Below are 19,867 nucleotides of genomic sequence, written 5' to 3'. Positions count from 1 at the left end.
ACTCTATCTTGGTGGTGAAGGAAAAGTGGGGCTACACCAGGTATGAGCCGCGACGCGCCAAAAGTGACAGTGCTGGCGCAAAAATATTTCAGCTTGCCTTCAGATCCAGGCCCGTCCACCAGCCGCCGGGGCCCTGGCGCAAGGTCACGGGCAGGGTTTCGGCCAGCGCCAGCAAGGTGGCACCGCTGTCGTCGAGCGAGTAATTGCCCGACACGCGCAGCGCCGCGGCCGCCGGCGTGATGTCGATATAGCCGTGGCGGTAGGGACGCAAGGCGGCCACCACTTCGCCCAGCGGCTGGTCGACGGCCAGCAGCATGCCCTGCTCCCACGCCGTCGCCTGCCCTGCCGCCATGCCGGGCAACATGGTGAGGCGGTCCTCGTCAAACCGCGCCGCCTGCCCTTGGCGCAGCACGCGCGCCAGGCCTTTGCCGGCCGGGCGCACTTCGAGGTCGCCCTGCACGGCCAGCGCGACGGTGCCCAGCGCTTCGCGCCGCAACATCAGTTCGCTGCCCAGCGCCGTCACCGTGCCGTGCGTGCTGCGCAGTAGGAAGGGATGGGCGCTTGCCGGCTGTGCCACGCGGGCCAGCAGCTGTCCCTGGCGCAAGGTGACTTGCCGGTGTTCATGGGTAACGTCCGTGTCGGCAGAGGACCGGGCATCCAAGGTCAGCACGCTGCCGTCGGCCAGCGCAAAGCGGCCCCGCCTGGCCGTGGCCGTATGCAGGTCCGCGCTCCAGTCCGGCAAAAACGGGCTGCCGCGCAGCAGCCAGGCGCCGCCGAATACCGCGCCCGCCAGGCACAGGGCGCCCTGCAGCAGCTGGCGCCGCTTTTTGTCGTGCTGCGCGGCGCGCGCCAGGGTCTGCCCGACGGCCCCCGCCCCGCCCGCCGCCTGCAGCGGGCCGACGCTATGCTCGACGGCGCGTCCCAGGGTATGCCACGCAGCCGCATGGCGCGCATCGGCAGCCAGCCAGCGGATGAAGGCCTGGCGCTGGCCCTCGTCCGCTTCGCCCGAGCTGAGCTCGACCAGCCAGCCGATGGCCGCATCCCGTACCGCAGGAGACATGCTCATGCCGAATCCGCCGCGGCCAGGCAGCAGCGCAAGCCTTGCGCCATGTACTGGCGCACCATGCTGGCCGACACGCCCAGTTCAACAGCGATCTGCGCATACGTGAGGCCGTCGAGCTGGCTCATCAGGAAAGCGCTGCGCGCCTTGCTGGGCAGGGTATCGAGGGCGCGCGACAGCCGCTCCAGCGCTTCGAGCAGCACGGCACGCTCTTCCGGCGACGGCTGGACGGCGTCCGGCAGCTGCGCCAGGGTGTCGATGTACGCCTGCTCGATATCGCGCCGCCGCCACTGCTGCAGCAAGATGCTTTTCGCCACCGTCGTGAGATACGCGCGCGGCTCGCGGATGGCGGCCAGGCGCCCCGCATGCAATACGCGCAGAAATGTTTCAGAAGTGACATCTTCCGCCTCGGCCCGGTTACGCAAACGCAACAGCAGGCGCTGCAGCAGCCAGCCCTGGTGGCCCGTGAACAGGTTGGCGGCCAGGGTCGTGTCATTCGAAGGGAAAGGCAAGGCAGACAAGAGCGGATCCGGCGACTTTAATGATAATGATTCTCATTATATTGCAGAGACCGGAAGATGTCGCGCAATTTTGCTATGCTTGTTGACATGCCATGCCGCCAGCTGCGCCTATTCCAGCTTGAACAGGACATTCACGCTTTTCTCCAATGCGATGCTGCCCGGCGCGCGGACGGCCGACGAAGGCTCCGTGGGAGGAATAAAGGGCGGCGGCGCGAAACCCTCATTGCCGGAACGCATCAGCGCGCGCTCGATCGATTGAAACGACACTTCCGATATGGCCATGACGGACGCGATCTTCCGGTTGAACGATTTGGCAATGCGCGCCGCCTTCGTCTCCGCATCCCTGGCAGCCTTCAGGTCCAGTTCGGCGACCAGCGCGTCGTGCGCGCTGGTCTTGAATTCCGTGTCCATCCGGGTGATATTCTTCATGGCGGCCAGCTCCGACACCAGTGGCGTCCATGCCGCCAAGTCCCGGACCCAGACGCGCAGGTTGCGGTTGATGACATACATGGGCGGCGAATCGCGTTTTTCCCTGCCTGAATAATCGAGCGTGCGCATGATTTCGGAGGCCTGGATATCCGCTTGCGCAATTTTCACCTTGCCCAGCAACTGGAAGACCTCCGCGGCACCAGCATTGACCACGCCCAGCGTCTTTGCCGCATCGGCGCCCCGGCTGGCAACGGTGATCTCCATGACGGCCATGTCCGGCGGCACTTCCACCTGGGCCGTCCCTGTCTGGAAAATGAAGGGGTAATCGGGCAAGGACGAGGCCTGGGCGGCCATATTCAAGTTAAACAGACCCACCACCAGCAACAGTGTGCGCTTCATGCCTCTCCCATACGATCGAATAATGTTTCGACAATATAGCAGTGCAGATACAAGAAACCAATAGCCCGCCCCGTTCAGGCAATACGGGCCGATTCCGGCAACTTCGCCAGCAGCTTGTCGAGGGTCACCGGATAGTCGCGCACGCGCACGCCGGTGGCGTTGTAGACGGCATTGGCGATGGCCGCCGCCACGCCGCAGATGCCCAGCTCGCCCACGCCCTTGGCTTTCATGGGCGAGGACATGGGGTCGGTTTCATCGAGGAAGATGACATCCTGGTGCGGGATGTCGGCGTGCACGGGCACTTCGTAGCCGGCCAGGTCGTGGTTGACGAAGAAGCCGCGGCGCTGGTCGACCACCAGTTCTTCCATCAGGGCCGCGCCCACTCCCATGCTCATGGCGCCGATCACCTGGCTGCGGGCCGCTTTCGGGTTCAGGATGCGGCCGGCCGCGCACACGGCCAGCATGCGGCGCACGCGCACTTCGCCCGTGTCGCTGTCCACGCCCACTTCGACGAAATGGGCGCCGAACGTCGATTGCTGGAATTTTTTATCGAGGTCGCCGTATTCCATATGGTCTTCCGCGACGACGTCGCCATGGTAGGCGGCGGCCGCGAGCGGCACGCTGCGCTCGCCCTGGCTCACTTGCCCATCGGAAAAGCGCGCTTCTTTTTCATCGAAGCCCAGCTTGCCGGCGATGGCCTGGCGCAGGCGCACGCAGGCCGCGTAGACGCCGGCCGTGGAACTGTTGCCGCCCCATTGCCCGCCCGAACCGGCCGAGACGGGAAAATCCGAATCGCCCAGGCGCACGACCACCTTGTTCAACGTCACGCCCAGCATTTCCGCCGCCGTCTGCGCGATGATGGTATAGCTGCCCGTGCCGATGTCCGTCATGTCCGTTTCCACCGTGATCACGCCATTGCCATCGAGGCGCACGCGGGCGGCGGACTTCATGACGAGGTTGTTGCGGAAGGCGGCCGCCACGCCCATGCCGACGAGCCAGCGGCCGTCGCGCCGCGCACCCGGCCGGGTTGATCTCTCCTTCCAGCCGAATTCCACGGCGCCCGTGCGCAGGCAGTCGATCAGGCGGCGCTGGGAAAACGGCCTGCTCGGCTTTTCCGGGTCCACTTTCGTGTCGTTCAGGATGCGGAAAACGATGGGATCCATTTTCAGCTTGTCGGCCATCTCATCCATGGCAATTTCCAGCGCCATCAGCCCCGGCGCCTCGCCCGGCGCACGCATGGCATTGCCTTCCGGCAAGTCGAGCACGGCCAGGCGCATGGCCGTCATGCGGTTCGGCCCCGCATACAGCAGCCGCGTCTGCATCACGGCCGTTTCCGGCTGGCCACCTTTCAAGTCGCCGGACCACGATTCATGGCCAATGGCCGTGATCTTGCCGTCGCGCGTGGCGCCGATGCGCAGGCGCTGGATGGTGGCTGGCCGGTGCGTCGTATTGTTGAACATCAGGGGCCGCGTCAGGGCCACCTTGACGGGACGCTGCGCCGCGCGCGCGCCCAGGGCCGCCAGCAAGGCTTCCGCGCGCACGAACAGCTTGCCGCCGAAGCCACCGCCGATGTAGGGCGAGACGATGCGCACCTTGTCTTTCGGTATGCCCAAGGTACGGGCCAGGTCGCCGCGGCCCCAGTCCACCATCTGGTTCGCCGTCCACAGCGTCACCTTGTCGCCCTCCCAGGCGGCAATCGAGGCGTGCGGCTCCATCATGGCGTGCGACTGGTCAGGCGTCGTATAGGTGGCATCCAGGCGCACTGGCGCATTGGCAAAGGCGCCGGCGAAGTTGCCCGTCTTGCTGTCGGGCTTGCCGTCCTTCGGCTTGGCTGCCGTGCCCTTTGCTTTCGCCAAATCGAAGGCGCCCTTCTGCTCGATATATTTGACGTCGAGCAACTGCGCAGCCGAGCGGGCCTGTTCGAAGGTTTCCGCAACCACCAGTGCGACGGCCTGGTGGTAATGTTCAATCTCCGGACCACCGAGCAGCTTCGCCGTGTTCATCTTGCCTTTGCCTAGTTTTCCCGCCGATTCCGCCGTCACCACGGCCAGTACGCCAGGCGCGCGCCGCGCGGCGCTGGTATCGATGGAGGCGATGCTGCCCCTGGCTATCGCCGCGCCGACGACATGGCCGTAGGCCGCATGCGGCGCGGCCTTGTTCTGTTCATACGCATACGGCGCCGTGCCCGTGGTTTTCAGGGGGCCGTCGATGCGGTCCGTGGGACGGCCCACGACTTTCAGCTGGTCGATGGGATTGGTGGTGGCAGGTATCGTGAATTTCATGGCCCTAGCCTTTCTTCGCTTGCGCTTCAGCCAGCACCGCGGCAATCGTGCGCTGCGCCAGGGTCACCTTGAAGGCGTTGTCGTCAGTCGGTTTGGCGCCGGCCAGCAACTGCCCGGCCACGGCGGCGGCGCCATTCGGTATCGCCTGCTCGGCGCCAGAAATTCTCCACGGCTGCGGCGCGACGCCGCCCAAGGCCAGCCTGCCCGTGCCATTGGGCAAGATGATGGCCGCCACGGACACCAGCGCGAACGCGTACGAGGCGCGGTCGCGCACCTTGCGGTAGACATGCTTGCCGCCGGCGGGCCGGGGCAAGGTCACGCTGGTGATCAGCTCGCCCGGCTGCAGCACGGTTTCCAGCTGTGGCGTGTTGCCCGGCAAGCGGTAAAAGTCGGCGATGGGGATGGTGCGCACGGCGCCGTCGGCCCGCACCGTGTCGATGGCAGCGTCAAGCACGCGCATGGCCACGGCCATGTCGCTGGGATGCGTGGCGATGCAAGCCTCGCTGCCGCCCAGAATCGCCAGCGGCCGGCTGAAGCCGGCGATGGCCGAGCAGCCGCTGCCCGGCACGCGCTTGTTGCAGGCCTGATTCGTATCATAAAAGTATGGGCAGCGCGTGCGCTGCAGCAGGTTGCCGGCCGTCGTCGCCTTGTTGCGCAATTGCGCCGAGGCGCCGGCCAGCAAGGCGCGCGACAGCACGGCATAATCGCGGCGCACGGTGGCGTGGGCTGCCAGGGCCGTATTGTGCACGAGGGCGCCGATGCGCAAGCCGCCGTCCTTTGTTGCTTCCACTTTATCCAGCGCGAGGCCATTGACGTCGATCAAATGCGTGGGCGTTTCGATCTCCAGTTTCATCAGATCGAGCAGATTCGTGCCGCCCGCGATGAAGCGGGCGCCCGGCGTGTGCAAGGCGGCGGCCGCCGCTTCGGCCGGCGTGGCGGCCTTCTGGTAGCTGAACACTCTCATGCCGGCCTCCCCGCCACCTCGGTGATGGCCTCGATGATGTTGGAGTAGGCGCCGCAGCGGCAGATATTGCCGCTCATACGCTCGCGCAATTCTTCCGGCGTCGCCTGCGGGGCCGCATTCAAGTCGGTGCTGACGTGGCTGGGGATGCCCTGGAGGATCTCTGACAGCGCGGCAACGGCCGAGCAGATCTGCCCCGGGGTACAGTAGCCGCATTGATAACCGTCATGCGCGACGAAGGCGGCCTGCATCGGGTGCAGCTTGTCGGGCGTGCCCAGTCCCTCGATGGTGGTGACCTTGGCCCCGTCATGCATCACAGCAAGAGTCAAGCAGGCATTGATGCGCTGGCCATCGAGCATGACGGTGCAGGCGCCGCACTGGCCGTGGTCGCAACCCTTTTTGGTGCCCGTCAGGTGCAGCTGTTCGCGCAAGGCGTCGAGCAAGGTGGTGCGCGTGTCGAGTTCCAGGCTGTGGCGTTGGCCATTGACGTCCAGGCTGACTTGCATCAGGACGGGTGGCGGAGAAATACCGGCCTGGGTAGCCGTATTCACCGCTTCCGCCACGCCGGGCACGGCCGCTGCCGTGGCAGACAGCGCGCCGGCGATCAGCAAACCGCGCCTGCCGGCATTGATGTGATTACACTCTGTCATCTCGCGCTTCCTCCTGGCTGTGGACTGGCTGGGTGGGCGCATGCAGGCCCGAAGTACCAGTCTGACGGCCGGATTGCTACGCGTCTGTACGCGAACGAACGTAAGACATGGGTGAGCGCCTATCCCTGGCGCAGGCGCAGGCTGCGCCGGGTCGTGCCGACGCCCCCCTGCGCCGCGTAACCCGTGTGGCGGGCGCAATGGTCAAGCGCCTGGCGCAGGGCCGTATCGACATTCCGCAAGGACATGTCGTGCCGCTCGGCCACTTCCTGACGGGTCAGCTCGTCCACGCGCAGCGCTTCGAGCACTTGCCGGTGGCGCCGCGGCAGCAGGTCGACGGCCTGCGCCAGGCGCCGCACGTCCGCCTGCAGCTCGGCCAGGCGTTCCGGCCCGGCCGCCGTATCGGCGAGGAAATCGACGAGGCCGGCGGCGCCATCGTCACCGCCCTCGTCCGCATACAGCCAGGCGCGGTTGCGGCGCAGGCTGTCCATGGCCGCATTGCACGCCACGCGGAACACATAGGCGACGGGGCTGTGCGCCAGCGCGGCGCCATCCCCTGCCGCCAAGCTGCCCAGCCGCAGCCAGGCGTCGTGCAGGCTGTCGCTGGCCAGCTCGGCGCAGCCCAGGTGGCGCGCCAGGCGCCGGTGCAGTCCCGCGTAATTGCCTTCCAGCACCGCCTGCAGGCGGGCGCCCTGCCCTGGCGGCGGAACTGGCAGGGGCGCCACGTCGTTGACCGCCTGCAGGCGGGGCCGGATGGCAGGCCGGCACCAGGCCATGCCGGTATGCCCCGCCGCGCGCAAGGGCAAGACAGCAGCCACGTGGGTCATGCCGGCCATCATGGCGACAACCTGCTGCGCTCTTGCGCCGTCAGCTGGCGCGTGGCCGATTCCGGCAGCGGCCCCAGGCCCAGCACGCGCACGGCGCTGCGCGGGTTGTAATCGGCCGCCTCGATGCGCGCGCCGTCGGCCGGAGTGGCTTGCGCGCTGTCGGGCGGCGCTTCGCTGCCAAAGCCCAGCACGCGCACCGTGAACACGGAGGGCTGCGCCGAACGGGTGGCGGCGCGCTCGCGCTGTACCACTTCCTGCGCCGCCGCCGTGGCCTGTGTCGCCGCCGCGCTGGCGTTGCTCATGGCCGCCACGTTGACGGACGCCACCGTCGGCATGCCCTTCGCTTCGCCCTTGACCTGGATGTTCGCCGCGTTCATCACCTTCAGCGCGGCCAGGTTGACGTTGCCCGAGACGCGGATGCCCGCCTCGCCCGCATCGATGGTGCCCAGCGGGGCCAGCAAGTCCACGTCGCCGGCCGGCACTTCCGCGATAGGCGCCAGGGTGGCGATGCCGGCGCCCGTGCTCGGCACGTCGGACGACAGGGTCACGTTGCCCCAGTTGTCATACACGCGCTTGGGCGGCGTGTAGACGATGGTCGACTTCGAACCGCGCCCCGCGTTGATGTCGCCCTGCGACGACCAGCCCAGAATGTCGCCGCCAAACGTCGTCATGATGCGGCTCTGCCCCAGCAGGATGCTGCCGTGCGAGAACAGGTCGATATTCCCGCCGCCCTTGGTGATGACGCCCGAGGTGGCCGGCGGCGCCTCGCCTTCGATGCCGAACACCTGCCTGCCGCCCGGCGTCAGCAGCTCGATATCGCCGCCGAAGTTCGTGTGCACGTAGCCGCTGCGGGGAACGATGCGGTCATAGTTCAGCGAAAGCGGATTGTAGGCGGCATACGTGCCGCGGTACATGACGATATCGCCCGCATACGAAATCGCCTTGCCGCTGGCGTCCGTGGCCGGCGCCAGGGCCGCGATGGCGTTGCGGCTGCGCAAGAAGCTGCCATAGCGCGAGCTGTCCGCATCGTTGTACTCGCGCCCGCCCGCCTTCAGTTCCGCGAAATACACGGTGCGGGCGAACACGCGCTGCTGCGGCTCGGGCAAGGCGAGATAAAAGGCCAGCGCCTCGGCCGCCGTGCCCTTGAAGGCATAGCGCTCACCGAGCCAGGTTGCCAGTTCACTGTCGTACGATTTCACCACCTTGCCCGCCTGGTCGGCCAGCGGCACACCCTTCTGCGCCACGTTCGCCGGGTCCAGATACGGCTTGACGAAGCGCAGGTAATCGAGGCCGGCCGCGCCCACGCCCGCCTGCATGGCGATGCCGGCGCCCGGGCGCTTGTCGCCCGTCACGACGGGACCGAGGCTGACGACGCTGCCCTTGTCCTGCATCAATATGTTGCGCCCGGCGCTGATGTCCAGCGTGCCGGGACCGGCCACGTTGAAGGAACTGCCCAGGATGTCGCGCCCGGCCGAGACCACCGATACGTCATATGTATTGTTGTGCACGAAAAGGTTGCTGAGAATCCTGAAGCGCCTTTCCCCGGTGGCGGTGCCATCCACAGCTTCCAGCTGCGCCGTGCCGCTGCTGACGATATCGCGTCCCGCCTTCATCCACACGGCTTGCCCCCCCTCGTACCAGGTGTTGCCCGCATGCGCGGCATCGGTGAACTCGATGATGCGGCCGCTGTTCACGCCCACCAGGTCGCCCGTGGCGGCATAGATGCGGGCGGCCTGCGTACCGCTGTTCGCAGGGCCGGCCGAGGAATTCGGTCCGAAGGCAAACAGCGGGAAGTTCCATTTCGTTACTGGCGCCCCCGTGCTTGAGACATTGGCAGCCAGGGGATCGGTCACGTTACTCTTGATATCCCAGCCCGTAAAGCCAGGCTTGAACGGCGTAACGATGCTGTCGGCGGCGGCACCGGACTGGCTGACGGCATAGCCGCCCGCATAGATGGAGTCGCCGGCGAGCCACTGCAGCTGCGCATTTGGCGATGGCGCCAGCACCAGCGGATCAGCATAACTGGTGGCGGCATTCGAGTCGACAATTGCTTTGCCGTAATACAAGCTGCCATGCGGCGCCGCGGCCCGCACGATGGACGGGTAGACGATGGCCAGGTCGGTGGCCGTGCCAAGCGGCCCGCTCAGGGGAGTCATATTGCCACCGGCAGAGAACAGGTCGAGCGCCGTGCGCGGCGTCCACAGGCTGAACCAGCTGTAGCCATAGCCCTGCTCTCCGGACGGGCCGGTGAATGGCGTGGCATTGGGCAGGGACACGCGGCCGGGGTCGGCCACATCCTGCAGCGCCTGGTCGCCCAGGGTCGCCACGCTGAAGGTGGCGTCGCCGGGTACCAGGATCATGCCGCCGCGCGGCGTGGCGCGCGTGGCCGTGAAGGCATCATAGGCCCGCGTTTCCAGCGGTACGTGCTGGGTAGGCTGCGAACCGTACTGCAGCGCCAGGCTACCCAGCTGTGCGGCCGACGTTTCCGCGTGGCCCCGCAAGTCGACCAGCGCGCCATTCAGATAGCCGCCACCGGGCGTGCTGGCGGGGTTGAGCGCACCGCCCACGCGCAGGTCGAGGTCGCCGCCGCCCGTCAGCAGCAGGCTGCCGTCGGCCTGCACGCGGCCCGTGCTGCCCACGGCCAGCAGCAAGCCCTGCGAACGGGGATTGATGCTGGCGTTATAAGAACTGCCTGTCAGCAGTGTCTGCACGCCCGCATCCCCCGCCACCTCGGCGCGCACATTGCCGCCGCCCAGGGTACCGAAGCCCGTAAAGCCCAGCACGGTGTCGGCCAGGGTATCGCGGCGCATATAGCTGCCGAAGTTGATCCACCAGGCCGTCGGCTGGGCCGGGCCGCCCGTGGCCACGCCGCCGCTGCCCTGGCGCCACAGCCAGTTGCCCACCGGCACCGAATCGGCCAGGCCATCCTTGCTGACGGGACGTTCGTTGCTGGCGCTCGCCGCGTTGATCAACGAGCCGCTCAAGTTACCCGCCACCTTCAGCAGCAGATTGCCGCCCTGGTCCGGATACCATGCCCGGTAGATGCTGTCGGCGCCGCCATCGACCAGGCGTTCATGCGCGCCGTCGGGGTTGCCCAGCACCGTACCGTTCGCATTGCGCGAGCGCGGCAGGTTGTACGGATCGCCGGCCGCCGTCGGCGAAGACGACATGCCCGCCGTGTACACGCCATACAGGCTGTCCATGCGCAGGTCGCCGCCGCTGACGAGGTCCAGGTCGCCCGTACCCGTGCGCAGCACGCTGTGGCGCAGGCTGCTCGCCTTGTAGTCGAACGTGGGGTTCGGCGTGCCGCACCAGGTGGGATTTTCCTCGCAAATGGTGGGCCAGCCCAGCGCCACCGGATCGAGCAGGTCGCCCTCCTTGGTTTTGGGGTCGGCAAACTCTTCCGCGCCTTCTTTGGTCCACACGTAGGACACCCTCAGATCGCACCAGCTGGCGGTTTCGGCGCAGAACTTCGCAATCGTGGTGCCGTTCTGATTCAGAAATTCCTCGGAGATCGGTTCGCCCGCCACGATGCCTTCGATGCCCTGCTCTCCCGCTTCCTTGCTCCAGTACTGCACGCCCTTCGGCGGCACCAGCACGCCATACATGCCGTAGTGGCTGTCGGCCAGGCGCAGGGTGCCGTGCGCGGGATGCGCCTGCACGCCGCGCGTGTCGGCCCCGTCCAGGTCGGCGCCCGCCACCAGGCGCATGCCCCACGCCTGCGAGCCTTCGGCCAGCATGGGCGCGATGGCCCATAGCTTGCCCTGGCTGCCCGCCACTTCCGGACGCAGCTCGATTGCCGTCACATCGGGCAACAGCTTGACGTCGGTGCCGGACGGGATCAGGGAGCCCACGGCCAGCGCCAGGTTGCCATCGAGTACAAAGACCGAGCGTTCGCCGGCCACGCCAGGCAGCGGCACGCCCTTGGGCCAGGTCATGGCGCTCACTTTCACCGTTTGCTTGAGCACGCTGCCGGCGTCCAGACGCATGCCGGCCGTAAAGGTCTGCTCCGTGGCCAGCAAGGTGCCGGCCGCGTGGACGATATTGCCGGCGCTGTCGCGCACGGCGGCCGCCAGCACCGTGCCGGCCGGCACGATCATGGCCTGGTCCAGGGTCACGGCCACGGGCAGGCGCGTATTGGCCATCACATTGAAACCCTTGATGGGCAGGTCATAATTGAGCGCGATTCCGCCCGGAAACAGCGTGCCATCGGCCACGGTCACGCCCTTGCCCGGCACGATGACGTCGCTGCCATTGATGTCGCGCCCCGGCAGCAAGCGCCAGCCGTTCTCGTCCTTGGTGGCGGGCGGCGGCGCGAAGCCGTCGTTGATGCTGCCGTAGATGCTCAGGTCGCCGCCGGCGCGCAGCAGCAGGCTGCCCACCTCGCCCGAACCGCGCACGCTCGTCCGCTGGAAGCGCGGGTTCAGGCTGGCATAGCGCATGCCCGACAAATCCAGGTCGCCCTGCACCACCAGGTCGCCGTCCGCCGACTTGCTGACGATATCGACGCCGGGACGCAAGTGCAGCGCATCGGCATACGCGGCAGTGGCCAGGCCCGCCAGCTTGCCGTTGCGCAAGGCCGTATTCGCCAGCGCCGCATCGATGAAGGCTGTGCTGTCCCCGTGCTTGCTGTCGAGATACGCCTGGTTGATCACCTGGTAGGGACGGCCGCCGACCGACAGGTCGGACACCGGCACGCCATTGGCGTCGGGCGCCATGGCGTAGGCCGCGTCGTCGTAGCGCTGCATGGCATTGACGGCGATGGATTTCGCGCCGCGGATGGTCAAGCCGCCGCCGGCGGCGACGGCGATGTCGCCAAAGGTGGCCGCATCCGCATCCGTGCGCGCGCCGCCGCTGCCCAGGCGCGGCGCGCTCAATTCCACCGTGCCGCGCGCGGCGCCGTCGTGTTCGCCCTTGCCCTTGCCGGCCACGGCGGCCGTGCCGTGGCGCACGTCGATCTGCGCGCCGCCGGCCAGGTTCAATGCGCCCTCGCCCGCATTCAGTTCCACCATGGCCCGATTCGGGCTGTCGATGATCTTGCCATAGCTGTCGACGCGCAGAACGGTGCCATGCGCGTCGAGCACGGCGTTGCCGGCCAACGTCAATCCATGCTTGCCGGCCAGGCGGATACTGCCCACGCGCTCGCCGCTGGCGTCGATCACGCCAGCGACGGTCAGGCTGCCGTTGTCGACTGACACCTGCACCTCGCCCGCCTTCAGATCATTGCCTATCGTCAAGTCGCCCCGTTTCAGCTGGAAGCTGCGCCCGCCCGTCACGCCGCCTGCCGTCAGGCGCTGGTTCAGCGACGCGAACTGGCTGTCCAGATTGCCGCCCGCGCCCAGGGTTTGCGCGCGCACGTCCACGCTGCCCTGCTTGTACGGCACCATGGTGCCGCCCGCGTCGTAGCTGCCGCTGGCGCCGCCCAATATCTTGCCCTGCAAATCCACCATGCCGGCCGCGCCGTCGAGCGCCACGGCCTTCAGGCTGCCGGCGCGGTTGTTCTCGGCCGACAGGTCGATCACGGCGCCGCTTGCTGCGCGGATGTCGCCGGCGCGGCTGTCCAGGGTCACGTCGCCGCCCCAGCTGTATTTATCCACGTCGAAGAAAGTGCTCTTGCGGCCCGCCAGGTCGAGGCGGGCGCCGTCCGCCACGGTGATGTCATGCTGTGCGTTGACGGTGAGCTTGCCGCTCGGCAGCACCACGGCCGTAGCCACGCTGACGCTGTCGCCCTTCAAGCTCAGCTGGGCGCCAAGCCCATCGTTGTTCTTGACGGGTGCGGCCGGCGTCACGCCGGCCGGCGCGGCCACCGTCAGCGCGCCGCCCGCCGTGTAGCTGTGCGTGGAACCGGCGTCGCCCGTCAGCAGCGGCGTGATGATATTCAGCTTGCCGCCGCTGTACTGGTAGCCCTTGCCCGCCTCGTAGCCGTCCTGCGCCTGGTAGACGGACAGGCTGCCCTTGTGGTTGGCCGTGACTTGCCCGCTGGCCTTCAGGTTGACATTGGCAAAGCCCAGCGCCAGGCGGTCGAACGAGGCGACGCCGGCCGGCTGCGTGAACGGGCCGAAACCGAAATCGATGCGCTCCGCTTCCAGGTTCAGGGTGCCGCTGCCCGTGCCGGCGCCATGCGTGATCACATTGCCGGCCGGCGACAGGGCGCCGCCCCAGATCAGGTTGGCCGTGCGGATGGTAGCCACCGCGCCGTCGCCGCCCTGGCCGTACATGGCCGGCGTGGTCAGCACCAGGCGCTCCAGGGTGGACTTGCCCGTCGTCTTGTCGTAGGTATCGAGCACCACGTCGCCATAGAAATTGACGCTGTCGGCCGCGCTCAGCATCAGTGCCTGCAGGGCCGGCGCGCCCGTGCTGGTGTCGCCGCGCAGCAGGCGGTCCAGCACGCCCTGGTTCATGGCCAGGCCGCTGGAACGCGTGCCGCTGACCTGGGCCGCCGCCAGCGCCTCGCTGCTGCCCATGTTGATGGCGCCCACCGCCAGGCTCAGGTTGCGCGTGCCGTAGTGGGCCGAGTTGTCCAGCTCGAAACTGCCATTCGTCGACATCAACAAGGTGCCTTCCGAGTACAGGCTGGCCGTGCCGGCGCAGGCGTCGCCGCACACGCCGATGCTGATGCCGCCGCGCGCCGAACCGCCGACCGGGGCCACATTCATCAAGCCGTTCGAGGCGGCCAGCATGTGGATGCCCTCGTTGCTCTGGTAGATAAAACCGTCGCTGGAGTCATAGGCGGCCTTGCCGCGTCCCAACGTGTTGATGCCCGCGCCGGGTGCAACATCGATCAGGCCGGCGGTCCATTCCGTATTCCAGGGATCGCGCGCCAGCAGCATCACTTCCGGCGCCGCCAGGATGGCGCCGCGGCGCAGGTAGATATTGTGTGCCTGCGCCGTGCCAAAACTGATGTAGTTGCCGCCCTGTCCGTAATTGATGATGGGAGTGGAACCGATGACGATGCGCGCCGCGCCGATCGCGTTCAGGCTGCCGGCATGCAGCGTGACGCCGCCAAAACCCGGCGTGGCGGACGCGCCGTCGGCGATGATTTCAATATCCTCCGGGCCGCCCGCGATCACCGACACGGTGCCGCCGAAGCCGCCCGTGGCCGCGCCGAACTTGCCCGTGCCCTCGAACTGGAAGGAGTCGGTGCCGGCGCCGGGCGCCAGCTGCAGCTTGAACGTCTTCGCATCGGCCGGCAGCAGCGGGCGGGGAATGCCCCGCGTTTGCGCGTCGGCCAGGGCAAACGCCGTATAGCCCATTTCGTTGTACTGCGAATACGTGCGCAAGACCTTGGCCGGCGTGAGTATCAGCTGGCTGGCCAGCGGCGCGCGGATATCCGTACCCGCGATCGACAGTGTGCCGGGCGCGGCCCAGGAACCGTTGCGCAGCGGCTGCGCCGGTGCGCCGCCACTCGCCTGCCCCGCCAGGCCGTTCAGCTCCACGCGGAAGGCGCCCGGCAGCAAGGCATAGGTCGATGGCATCAACGTATAGGTGCCGGCGGGCAAGCCCGGCACGCCGCTGCCTAGCGTCACCTGCCGGCCCACGGCCGGGTCGGAAGCGCCCTGGTCGCCGCCCACGGGCGCCTGCGGCGCCTGCACGCCCGGCACGATGGCGTACACGGGATTCGTCGCCAGGCCAGGCAGGACAAAGCCACCGTTCGCCCCCACCTGCAGCAGCGGATGGTAGCGCGCATCGGTGGAGCCGCCGCGGCCCGCGACGAAACCGGCGCCCGTCAGTTCGCCGCCGCCCGACAAGTCCAGCAGCGCGCCCGGCTTGACGGCCACGGCCACGCTGGCGATATCGACGCCGATGCGCATGGTGCCGTTGACGCTGCTGCCGCCGACGCCGAGAAACTCCGTCTTCTTGCCGTCGACGTTCCAGTTCTGGCCATCGGCCGTGCCGCCATACGGCATGGCCATGCCGGCGGCGCTGACGGAGGTGATACTACCAGGCAAGAAATTGATGCTCAGGCTATTCTCGTCAGCGCGCAGGCTGAGGCCCAGGTTAAGCAGGCCCAGCGGCGCGCGCACGATGCCGCCCTGCTCGATGTGGGCGGCGCCCAGCTGCAGCATGCCAAAGGCCGAGTACGGCACGGCGGGAATGCTGTCCGTGCTGCGCGCGATGGTCAGGCTGCGCTCGGGGTTGTAGACGATATTGCCGTCTTTCATGTCCATGCCCACGCGCACGGCGGCGCCGGCGCCCGTGGCCGGATACAGCTGGGCCGCGGTGAGGGTCATGTCGCCAGGCGAAGACAGCACCGTCGACGGCTGGTTGCCATCCCAGCCCAGCGGCGACAGCAGGAAGCGCAGGTCGCCGCTGCTGGTCAGGCGCACGTCGTTGGCCACGACGCCGACCATGCCGCGCACGTCGATCAGGTCGCCCGCTATGCTGATCTGCCGGGCGACCGGCGACTCCCCTGCGCCGCCGGGCGTCGTATAGAAATCGCGGCCGGCCGGCTTGATGCTGGCCAGGCGCACATAGGGCGCCGCGATGCTGACCTTCGCGTCGGGCGAACTGCCGGGCGACAGCACGGGCGCGCCGTACAACTGGAAGCTTTGCCGCATCGTCAGCGACACGTCGCCATCGAAGCTGGCGGCGCCCAGCAGGGCCAGGTTGCCGAAACCGCCCGCCTCCACCTGCTCCACGGAAAAACGGCCATGACCGTACTGCAGCGCCTGCGCCCCGTCCCGGGCCGTCACATTGTCAGCCAGGTCGCTGGCCGCCTGGCGCTGCGTCAGCCGCAGCTGGCGGCCCTGCAGCACCTTGGGCGTGGCCAGCACTTTCAGGTATTCGGGCGTGCCCGTGGCCACGGACAGGGTGCCGCCCGCCGCGCCTGCGCCGCCCGCCCTGGCCCGCAACTGGCCATCGAGGTACAGGCCATTGTTCGACGCCAGCGCGATGCTGCCGCCCGCGCTGGCCACGTCGATGGCGCCGCCATTGACGTCGAGCACGGCGTGCGCGCCGGACGCATCGAGCACGGCGCCGTCGCGCACGACGACGAACAGGCTGGCCGCCGAAGTGCTGCCCTGTGCATGGTCGATCTCGCCGCCGACGACGATGCTGCCGCCGTCGACCACCTTGCCGTAGCGCCGGCCCTGCGCATCCGTGGCGCTGACGGCGCGCGCAGCCACGTCGAGCACGGCGTTGTCGCCGATCCAGATGGAGCGGCCATGGCCGGCCGCTTCCACCGCCTCGGACACGGGCTTGTCGACGCCCACGCCGCCCAGGCCGATCTTGCCGCCCCACGCATTCAGCCGGCCTTCCACCGTCAGCTGGCCCACGCTGGACAGCTTGATGGACTGGCCCGCGTCGACGCTCACCACGGCATTCTTGCCCACCAGCAATTCGGCGCTGGCCATGTCGGCCGCACCGGACTGGATATCGCCCACCTGCAGGGCCAGGCTGGCGCCCTTGCGCTGCGTCAAGGTGCCCTTGAGTGGGTTTTCCGTGACCTGTTCCGGCGTCCACAGGGCCAGTTTTTCATTCTCCACCACGCGCAGCACGGGCATGCGCACGTCCACCTGCGTGCCGTCCGCTACCGTCACGCCCTGCTTGCCGACCAGGCTGTAGCTGGAAAAACCCTTGTCGAAAAAGCCGCCATCCAGCTGCACGGTGCCTGCCTCGGGTTTTTCAATGTGGCCGATCAGGATCTTGTTGGCCTGCAATTCCAGCTTGCCGCCGCCCTGCACGCCATGGCCGCGCACTTGCGCGCCCTCGCCCAGCGCCAGGTCGGCCTTCGCGCCATAGCTGGCCAGGGTCACGTTGCCGCCCTTGCCGCCCTGCAGTTTCGCCTGCGCCAGGATGGCCGCGCCCGAGCTCACATCGACCAGGCTGCCATTGCCGATGCGCACGTCGCCAAACGCGCGCAGCGAGACGCTGCCGCCGTTCAGGTATGGCAGGCCGGCGGCGGCCAGCGGATCGCGCAGCACGTTACTGAGCAGACCGCTGGTATCGAGGCTGACGCCATCGGCCAGCACCAGTTTGCCCGGGGGGACGCCCGGATTGACGAAGGTATCGAGCATGCCCAGCGCACCGATCTGGTTCAGCACGTTGCCAGCCGCGATGCTGCCGCCATGGCTGCGCAGGCTGGCATTGATGGCCACGTCCTTGCCGAACAGGGTGATATTGCCGCCATCGGCCACCTGCAGCGCGCTGTCGACGGTGATCGCGCCTTTCGCGGCAATGCGGACCGCGCCCAATTGCTGGCTGTTGAGTAAATTGGTGTCGAGCAGCAGCTTGCCCTGACGCTCTGCAGCCAACACGTCGGCCACGTCGAGGCCGGCGGCGATGCCGTCCTGCACGCGCGTCAGGCGCACCTCGTCCATGACGGCCGACAACGCATGCTGCAGCACGCCCGTGCGCTTGTCGAACATCGGCTGATACTGGCCGACGATCAATTGCCCCCGCTGCGCGGCCGCCAGCTGCGACTGCTGGTAGCCGTCGAGCAGCGCCTGCGGCGCCTGCACCTGGCGCTCGCCCTGGAAGACGTCGCCGGAAATCCCCCCCTCCAGCACGGCCGACCCCGTGGCCACCACCAGCTTGCCTGCGTCGCGGCCCACCGTATAGCCGTTTTCCAGGCGCTTTTGCGCAGCGATCAATGGATTGGCATAGAAGGCGCTGGCGTCCTTGCCCCAGCGCGCATGTTCTTCCTCGTAACCCTTGTACACGCCCGCATACGCCAGGTCGGCGGGCGCGCTGCCCGCTTCATACAGCTTGCCGTCCGCGCCTTTCAGCCAGGTCTGGCGCAGCGCGCCCGTCTGCACGTCGAGCGTGCCGCCCGACAGGTTGATGCTGGACCCAAGCTGCGTGACGACGTCCTTGCCGCCGAAGCTCACCGTGCCGCCCTGCGCCATCCATTCGCTGACGGAGTGGCCCTGCGTGCCCAGGTAGCCTGCCACTTCCAGCAAGCCGCCGGCCGTGTACCAGCGGTCGCTGTCGTAGCCGTTCGTGCCCTTCGGTACGAACACCAGCTTGCGGCGGTCCACCCAGATATTATTGTTGATCAAGGCCTTGCCGTCGCGGTTGACGGGCGCGTCGCGCTGTTCGTTGCCCTGCACGTTGATCTCGACATTGTTCGCCTCCATCGCCACCTTCACGCCGACGGCGCCGGAGACGTCGAGCTGGGCGCCGTCGCGCAGCATGCTGCGGCTGCTGGCATTGACGGCGATCTGGCCGCCCGTGGCCAGGGTCAGCGAGTCGCCCATGAATTCCACCGTGCCGGCGCTGCCGATCTCGATGCGCGACTGGTCGCGGCGGTCGTTCACGGCAAGGATGTTTTCCGTGGACGTCACGGCGGGGCCGCGCATGGCGTCGCGCTGGCTGTCGAGCGCCGTCGTCTTGCCGTCATCCTCGACGAGGATGGCCGTGGTGGCGCCGCGTCCCACGGTAACGGCAGCGTCGCTGCCCAGTGCGTTGAGGTGTATCGTGCCGCGCGTGGCCGTGGTGGTGGTGGCGAGCAGCACGCCGTCCTGCTGCACCGTGCGCCCGGCCAGGGTGACGTCGCCTTCGCGCGCCTGGATCAGGCCCGTGTTGACGACCTTGCCCGCCGTGCTGCCGGCCGCGAACTGCGGCACGACTTCGCTGCCGCGCGTGGTCGACAGCGGATTGCCATCCGTGCCCACGCCTTTCTTGATGGTAAAGCTGTCGCCGGCGGCCAGCAGGGCCTGGCCCTTGGGCGTGCTGATCTCGCCCGCATTGTGCACTTCCTTGCCCAGCAGCATCACGTAACCGCCGCCTTCCGTGCTGCCCTTGGGCGCATTGCTGGCCAGGCGCGCACCGGCCTGCACCTGCACCTTGCCGGCCGCATCGGTGAACGTCGTGGCGCCGGCCGTGCCGGGACTGTAGATGCCGTTTTTCTGGAATTGCGCATCGCTGACGCGGGCCGCGGCCGCCACCAGGCTGCGCGTGTCGACCTGGCTCGTGCCCGTAAACACGATGCCGTTGCGGTTGACGAGCAGCACCGTGCCATCGGCCTTGATCTGGCCCTGGATCTGGCTGGGTCGCGCTTGCGGATCGTTGACCCGGTTCAGCACGGCCCAGTCCTTCTGCTGCTGGAACGTCAGGGTCGTATCCTTGCCCACATTGAATGTTTCCCAGTTCAGGATGGCCTTGTCCGCCGTCTGCTGCACCACCACGGCCGTCTTGCCGTTCGCTACCGTCTGCACGGGGCCCTGGGCATTGAGCCAGCCAGCCGTCAGGCTGTTGGTGTCGACCTGCAAGCCGCCTTTCACGAGACCATCGGGTGCGCCGGGCACGCCGCTCGCCGCCTGGCGCGCCTGCGCCTGGGCCGCTTGCTGCGCGGCGATGGCGCGCGCAGCCAGGTTCAGGTTGTTGAGCGAGCGCTGTAACGGTTCATTCGCCCGCTGGCCTTCGGGACGGCTGCCCAGCGGCAGCGGCTGGCCATTCGGCAGGCGGCCCGAAGTGGCCGCCGTATTTTGCGCCGCACCCTTGGCCGCGAACCAGCCGCCGCTGAATGCCTGCTGCGCGCGCGCCGGCGTGGTAAAGGCGCCCGCCATCAGCATGGTGGTCAGTGCGTAAGCGAGCGGCGTGAGCCGCAAGCGGCTGCCCAGCGTGGTGGTACGCTGCGCGCCCGTGTCAACGGTTGGGACTGGGCGCTGGGCAGTGTGAAGCTTGGTCATGGCAATGGTTTCCTGGCTAGAGAGAAGGGAACGGAGCCTGGCGGTAGCGCAAGCGTCCATGCCTCCATGACGTAGCTGGGCGGCGGAAGGGATAATGTTTTTTGAAAAA

At 67.9% G+C, this 19,867-nt stretch carries 8 protein-coding genes; all 8 read right to left on the bottom strand.

Annotated elements, in window-relative coordinates:
- Positions 1-88: 88 nt before the first annotated feature.
- The 8 genes from LSO07_RS14245 to LSO07_RS14210 all read right to left on the bottom strand — a co-directional run bounded on the left by LSO07_RS14245 (position 89) and on the right by LSO07_RS14210 (position 19,758).
- Positions 89-1,066: a FecR family protein gene (locus LSO07_RS14245; RefSeq protein WP_151094884.1), complete on the bottom strand. Its 978-nt coding sequence runs from the start codon at positions 1,064-1,066 to the stop codon at positions 89-91.
- Positions 1,063-1,581 (bottom strand): sigma-70 family RNA polymerase sigma factor, encoded by a 519-nt coding sequence (locus tag LSO07_RS14240; RefSeq protein WP_151094881.1) that lies wholly within the window; start codon positions 1,579-1,581, stop codon positions 1,063-1,065. Before LSO07_RS14240 ends, LSO07_RS14245 begins: the two co-directional genes overlap by 4 nt.
- A 108-nt stretch (positions 1,582-1,689) precedes the next feature.
- The gene (locus tag LSO07_RS14235; RefSeq protein ID WP_099393454.1) at positions 1,690-2,409 is read right to left on the bottom strand and encodes an SIMPL domain-containing protein; all 720 of its coding nucleotides are present in this window, start codon (positions 2,407-2,409) and stop codon (positions 1,690-1,692) included.
- Between the two features lie 74 nt (positions 2,410-2,483).
- A complete protein-coding gene (paoC, locus tag LSO07_RS14230) occupies positions 2,484-4,691 on the bottom strand; it encodes an aldehyde oxidoreductase molybdenum-binding subunit PaoC (RefSeq protein ID WP_151094879.1) in 2,208 nt (735 codons plus the stop codon).
- Positions 4,692-4,695: 4 nt separating this feature from the next.
- Positions 4,696-5,655 (bottom strand): FAD binding domain-containing protein, encoded by a 960-nt coding sequence (locus LSO07_RS14225; RefSeq protein ID WP_151094877.1) that lies wholly within the window; start codon positions 5,653-5,655, stop codon positions 4,696-4,698.
- Positions 5,652-6,302 (bottom strand): aldehyde dehydrogenase iron-sulfur subunit PaoA, encoded by a 651-nt coding sequence (gene paoA / locus LSO07_RS14220; protein ID WP_151094875.1) that lies wholly within the window; start codon positions 6,300-6,302, stop codon positions 5,652-5,654. The genes LSO07_RS14225 and paoA overlap by 4 nt, the downstream gene beginning before the upstream one ends.
- Positions 6,303-6,421: 119 nt before the next feature.
- A complete protein-coding gene (locus LSO07_RS14215) occupies positions 6,422-7,138 on the bottom strand; it encodes an RNA polymerase sigma factor (protein WP_151094873.1) in 717 nt (238 codons plus the stop codon).
- Positions 7,135-19,758, bottom strand: a complete 12,624-nt coding sequence (locus LSO07_RS14210; RefSeq protein ID WP_151094871.1) for a filamentous haemagglutinin family protein — start codon at positions 19,756-19,758, stop codon at positions 7,135-7,137. The genes LSO07_RS14215 and LSO07_RS14210 overlap by 4 nt, the downstream gene beginning before the upstream one ends.
- Between the last annotated feature and the right edge of the window lie 109 nt (positions 19,759-19,867).

It is taken from the genome of Janthinobacterium sp. PLB04 (assembly GCF_021165895.1).
Taxonomy (GTDB): domain Bacteria; phylum Pseudomonadota; class Gammaproteobacteria; order Burkholderiales; family Burkholderiaceae_D; genus Janthinobacterium; species Janthinobacterium lividum.
Note: the sequence above shows the minus strand (reverse complement) of the source record. Positions and strands in the feature narration are given on the sequence as shown.